The sequence below is a fragment of the Verticiella alkaliphila genome (genome assembly GCF_018904615.1).
GTDB lineage: Bacteria > Pseudomonadota > Gammaproteobacteria > Burkholderiales > Burkholderiaceae_B > Verticiella > Verticiella alkaliphila.
The window spans coordinates 1-4,081 of the sequence record NZ_JADCNH010000083.1 but is presented as its reverse complement, the minus strand read 5'-3'; the positions used below and the strand labels follow the sequence as shown (position 1 = coordinate 4,081).

Below are 4,081 nucleotides of genomic sequence, written 5' to 3'. Positions count from 1 at the left end.
CCCTCTGAAGGCCGGCCCCCACCCCTGGCTCAATATTCGGTCGGCACGGTGGCTCAGATTTGGATCGGCGCCGACAGACCTGGGCAATGTGCCCGGCCTTCAAGTGCTATATTAGGGCAAAATGCCCTAACCTGTCAAGCACTTTAGCTAAACTTTTTTCGCTTTACCGGAATCCGAAGGCTAAACTTTAGCCGCTAAAACCTTTCCCTTGGCGTCAATCCTCTTTCCAGATCACGCCCAGCCCGGCCTGGTCGCACAGGATCGCCCATGCCGCATAGGGAATCGGGGTGTCCTCGCCGATCCAGCGGCGGATCGTGCGGTCGCCCTTCGCGCCCAGCCCCAGCGCCTTCGCGGCCTTGCTGCCGCTGAACCCGGCCAGGCGCAGCACCTCTCGGACTTCCTCGCCGGTCGGTTGCGCCCAGCGTTCGGCCGGCTTCAAGCACTCCAGCCGGATATTGGCGTCGTTCGTCATTCGTTCGTTCTCCTGGTCAAGTGATAAGCCGCAACTGGTCGAAGCCGTAGATCGACTGGATGCAGCTCGGGTCTGAATCGACCACGCGCCGGCCTGCGCGATTGGTCTTGTACGTTACCGGCCTGTCGTCGTGCGCCCACACCTGGCGGGTGTCGGGATGCACCTTCACGATGATGATGCGCTTGCCGATGTAGCGGTCGAAAACCGGGTGATGGACGCTCACGATCTCGCACCGCTGGCCGGGCTTGAACTCCACCAGGTCGGCCGGGCCTCCATCGCCATTCCTGGCGATGCTGCAGGTTGCCGCGCTCGCTCGCGGCATCGTTGTTTCCGGCGATACAGGCCCGCCCTCGCCCGGCTCGGCATCGTCGGCTTTGACGATGCTGCAGGTCATCGTCGTTTCTGGCGATGCGGGATCTCGCTCCGGGCCTGCGCCGGTGATTTTTCCCTTGGCGTCCAACCCGGCGGCCCTGGCCGCCTTGATCCTGGTCGCGGCCTCGGCCGCCCAGCGCCTGGCGATGAAGGCCCGATGCGAGGGCAGCACCACATCGACCAGGACGAACCCCGGCGGCACCAGGACGGTCGCCGGTGCGCGCCGCGCCGGCGGCTCCAAGCCGGCCAGCCAAGCGGGCAGGGGAGCATCGGCCAGGCGGTCGCGGTAGCTGGCCTCGACCATCACCGGGCGCTTCTTCTCGGCTCGCTGCGCAGCCAGGATGCCGCGCGCAACCTCGTCCACCGTCATGCAGCCCTGCGCCGTGTCGAAGTGCGAGCGGTAGCCCGTTTCGGAGATAAACGGCCTGTCCAGGTCGATGACGTGGAACTGGAAGTGGGCACCCAGCGGCCCGCCGTAGCCGGCCTCGTACTCCACCAGGGCGCGCATGTCGCCATCCGCGACCAGGAACTGGCCGCGCTGGCCCCACAAGGGCACGTCGCCAGGCACCGCCGCGCAATGGCGCTCGATGACCTGGCCGGGCGCGTCGTGGTCGGCCATGCTGCCCACGTGCGTTCCGCCGTTCATCTTCCAGATGACGGCCTCGTATCGGTCGCTGGCCGCCTCGGCGGCCGCACCGTCACCGCGCATGATCGCCGCGTCGATCTCCACCACGGCCGCCACGGCGGCGGCCAGCAGCTCGTCGCGGTCGGTGGGCAGCTCGGCCAGCAGCTCGGCCGCCGGCGCGTTCCAGTCCTGGCCCGGCTGGGCCGGCGTCTTGCGTTTCTTCGCCATCGGCCGGCCCCTCAAGTGTCAGCACGCCGCCACGCGATCACGTCGCGGGCTTCGTAGCCGTGGCGCTTGCAGTCGTCGCAGAATCCCGAGCTGAACCCCTTGTGGTTCGTGCCGATCCATGCGGCCGGCTTGCCGCATTCGTGGCCGTAGGTGCCCGGCTCGGCGTTGTGGCACTTGCCGTCCGTCGCGTAGCTGTTCGTCGGTGCCTGGGGAGCGTTGTTCCTGGTCATGGTCGCCTCCTGGAAGCCCCGGCCGAAGCCGGGGCCGCCCCTCATCAGTCAATAGCCCGGTAGATCGCGGCCGCCTCGGCGTGGCTGGCTGCGAAGCCGCGCAGGAAGTGATAGCGGTCGATCAGGGCATCGCCGGCGTCCGTGTCGGCGGCCTCGGCCGCGAGCTGACCCAGCGCGAACAGGGTTGCGACAATGCCGGCGGCGTCGGCCGACAACTCGCCTCGGAAGCCGTTGCCGTCCACCTCGATCTCCAGGCGGTCGGCCAGGTCGGGGGCCATGTAAAAACCGCCGTCCGACAAGGTGTAGTAGTGCCAATACGCGCCGCTGTAGCGTTCGCAGAGCCGGCGAAGCCAGGCATACACCAGGGCCTCGCCGCGCATCATCAGACGCGGGCCGAAGTAGGCGGGCAGGAAGTCGAGGCGCTGGGCCTCGGCGACCAGGGAAGCGGTAACGGGTTGCTCTTGGGTGTTCATCGGACTTTCTCCGGTAGTTGACCTGGGCGAAATGCCCGGCCTTCAAGTGCTATATTAGGGCAAAATGTCCTAATCGTCAAGCACTTTAGCTAAACGTTTTAGCCGCTAAACCTTGCCCTTTCCCTTGGCGTGCATTACAATGTAATTCACGAACCCAACCGGAGAACCAATCATGGCTGCAAACCAGCTCGTACAAACGCGCATCGACGGCGCGATCAAGGAAGAAGCGGCGGCCGTCCTGGCCGCGATGGGCCTTACCGTGTCCGACGCGGTGCGGCTGCTGCTCACGAAGGTGGCCCAGGACAAGGCGCTGCCCTTCGAGCCGCTGATTCCGAACGCCACCACCATCGAGGCGATGAAGGAAGCCCGCAAGGGCAAGCTGCCGCGCTTCGCCACCGTCAACGATCTGATGGCCGATCTGCATGCGGCAGATTGAGCGCACCGGCCAGTTCAAGCGCGACTACAAGCGCGAGGCGAAAGGGCAGCACCGGGCCACGCTCGACGCCGACCTGGTGCCCGTCCTGGTCGCGCTCGCCGACGACCAGCCGCTGGAACCTCGGCACCGCGACCACGCGCTGACCGGGGACTGGAAGGATCACCGGGATTGCCACGTCAAGCCCGACCTGGTGCTGATCTACCAGAAGCCCGACGCCGACACGCTGCGCCTGGTGCGCCTCGGCTCTCACTCCGAACTCGGCTTGTGATCGGCGCGGGCCTGGCCCCGCGTCTCACGTTTCATTGACACTTGAGGGGCGCTTTCCGCGCCACCGGCCGAGCTGGCCGACCCCCTTCCTTGGCGTAAAACCTGCGGCGGTGGAGCTGCTGCGATGCTTGAGGATCGCGCGGCCGGTCGAACCGCGGCGACCTGGTTGGGGAGTGTGAGGGGGCTTTGCCCCCTCGCAAGCTCTCGAACTTACTGCCTTCCGCCAGGCGCTTGCGCCTGGCTCTCCTAAGCCGTAGCGCCGAAGGCGCTCCATTGTGGGGTGAGGCCGCAAGGCGGCCGAGGGGCGTAGCCCCTGGGGGGATGGGAGGCCGCTTGCGGCCGGGTGGGATCGAGAAGGGGGGTTTCCCCCCTTCGGCGGCCGGTCATGCTGCGCGGTAGCTTGGGCCGTGTTGCCGTTTTTTTCGCCAGCCTCTGGTTAAAACTACCTGGTTATATAAAAAGGTTATAAAGACGGTTAAAAACCTGGTTAGCATGACCGAAAAACGCGCGTAAACCGTTGTCACGCCAAGGAAAAGCGCGAAGAGGCCGCCCCTCAAGTGTCAATGGATAAGCCCCCCATGTGTCAATACGCTGCCCCTCAAGTGTCAAGAACCGCGCCCCTCAAGTGTCAGTAGGGCCGCCCCTCAAGTGTCAATACCGGGGCAGGGTTCCTAACAGGGTTATCCACAACTTCGGTGGATAACTCCATGCCGATCAGGCACTTAGGCCGCCTCGGCGGCCGCCTGGACGGCTCGACCAGGCCGAAATCGGCCGCTGCCCCCCAAGTGTCAACATCGCGCCGGCCCCGCTGCCCCTCAAGTGTCAACGTCAGGGCTGCGCCGGCCGGCCTCGGCCGACTTGTCCCGAAACTGTCCACAACGGCCGCGCCGGTGGGGCAGGGCGGGGTCTCCTCGTTTTCAGTGCAATAAGTGACGGTACGAAAAGCTAGCACTGGCGCGGAGGTGGTGTTGGTAGATC

The 4,081-nt window shown here is 65.7% G+C and carries 6 protein-coding genes; 2 read left to right on the top strand and 4 right to left on the bottom strand.

The window, feature by feature from the left end:
- Window positions 1-214: 214 nt before the first annotated feature.
- From korC to IMZ29_RS22160, 4 genes are read right to left on the bottom strand one after another with little or no spacing between them, the layout of a single operon-like run.
- Window positions 215-472, bottom strand: coding sequence for a transcriptional repressor KorC (gene korC, locus IMZ29_RS22175; protein ID WP_011114067.1), 258 nt, complete (start codon window positions 470-472; stop codon window positions 215-217).
- 16 nt (window positions 473-488) lie between these two features.
- On the bottom strand, window positions 489-1,697 hold the full coding sequence (locus tag IMZ29_RS22170; protein WP_011114068.1) for a hypothetical protein: 1,209 nt from the start codon (window positions 1,695-1,697) through the stop codon (window positions 489-491).
- Between the two features lie 11 nt (window positions 1,698-1,708).
- Complete coding sequence (locus tag IMZ29_RS22165) at window positions 1,709-1,927, bottom strand: hypothetical protein (protein WP_012478187.1); 219 nt, start codon at window positions 1,925-1,927, stop codon at window positions 1,709-1,711.
- A gap of 44 nt (window positions 1,928-1,971) precedes the next feature.
- Window positions 1,972-2,400, bottom strand: coding sequence for an antirestriction protein (locus tag IMZ29_RS22160; RefSeq protein WP_011114069.1), 429 nt, complete (start codon window positions 2,398-2,400; stop codon window positions 1,972-1,974).
- 172 nt (window positions 2,401-2,572) lie between these two features.
- Between IMZ29_RS22160 and IMZ29_RS22155 the strand changes: the two genes are divergently transcribed.
- Window positions 2,573-2,836, top strand: a complete 264-nt coding sequence (locus IMZ29_RS22155; RefSeq protein WP_011114070.1) for a type II toxin-antitoxin system RelB/DinJ family antitoxin — start codon at window positions 2,573-2,575, stop codon at window positions 2,834-2,836.
- Window positions 2,823-3,104 (top strand): type II toxin-antitoxin system YafQ family toxin, encoded by a 282-nt coding sequence (locus IMZ29_RS22150; protein WP_011114071.1) that lies wholly within the window; start codon window positions 2,823-2,825, stop codon window positions 3,102-3,104. The genes IMZ29_RS22155 and IMZ29_RS22150 overlap by 14 nt, the downstream gene beginning before the upstream one ends.
- The last annotated feature ends 977 nt before the right edge of the window (window positions 3,105-4,081 follow it).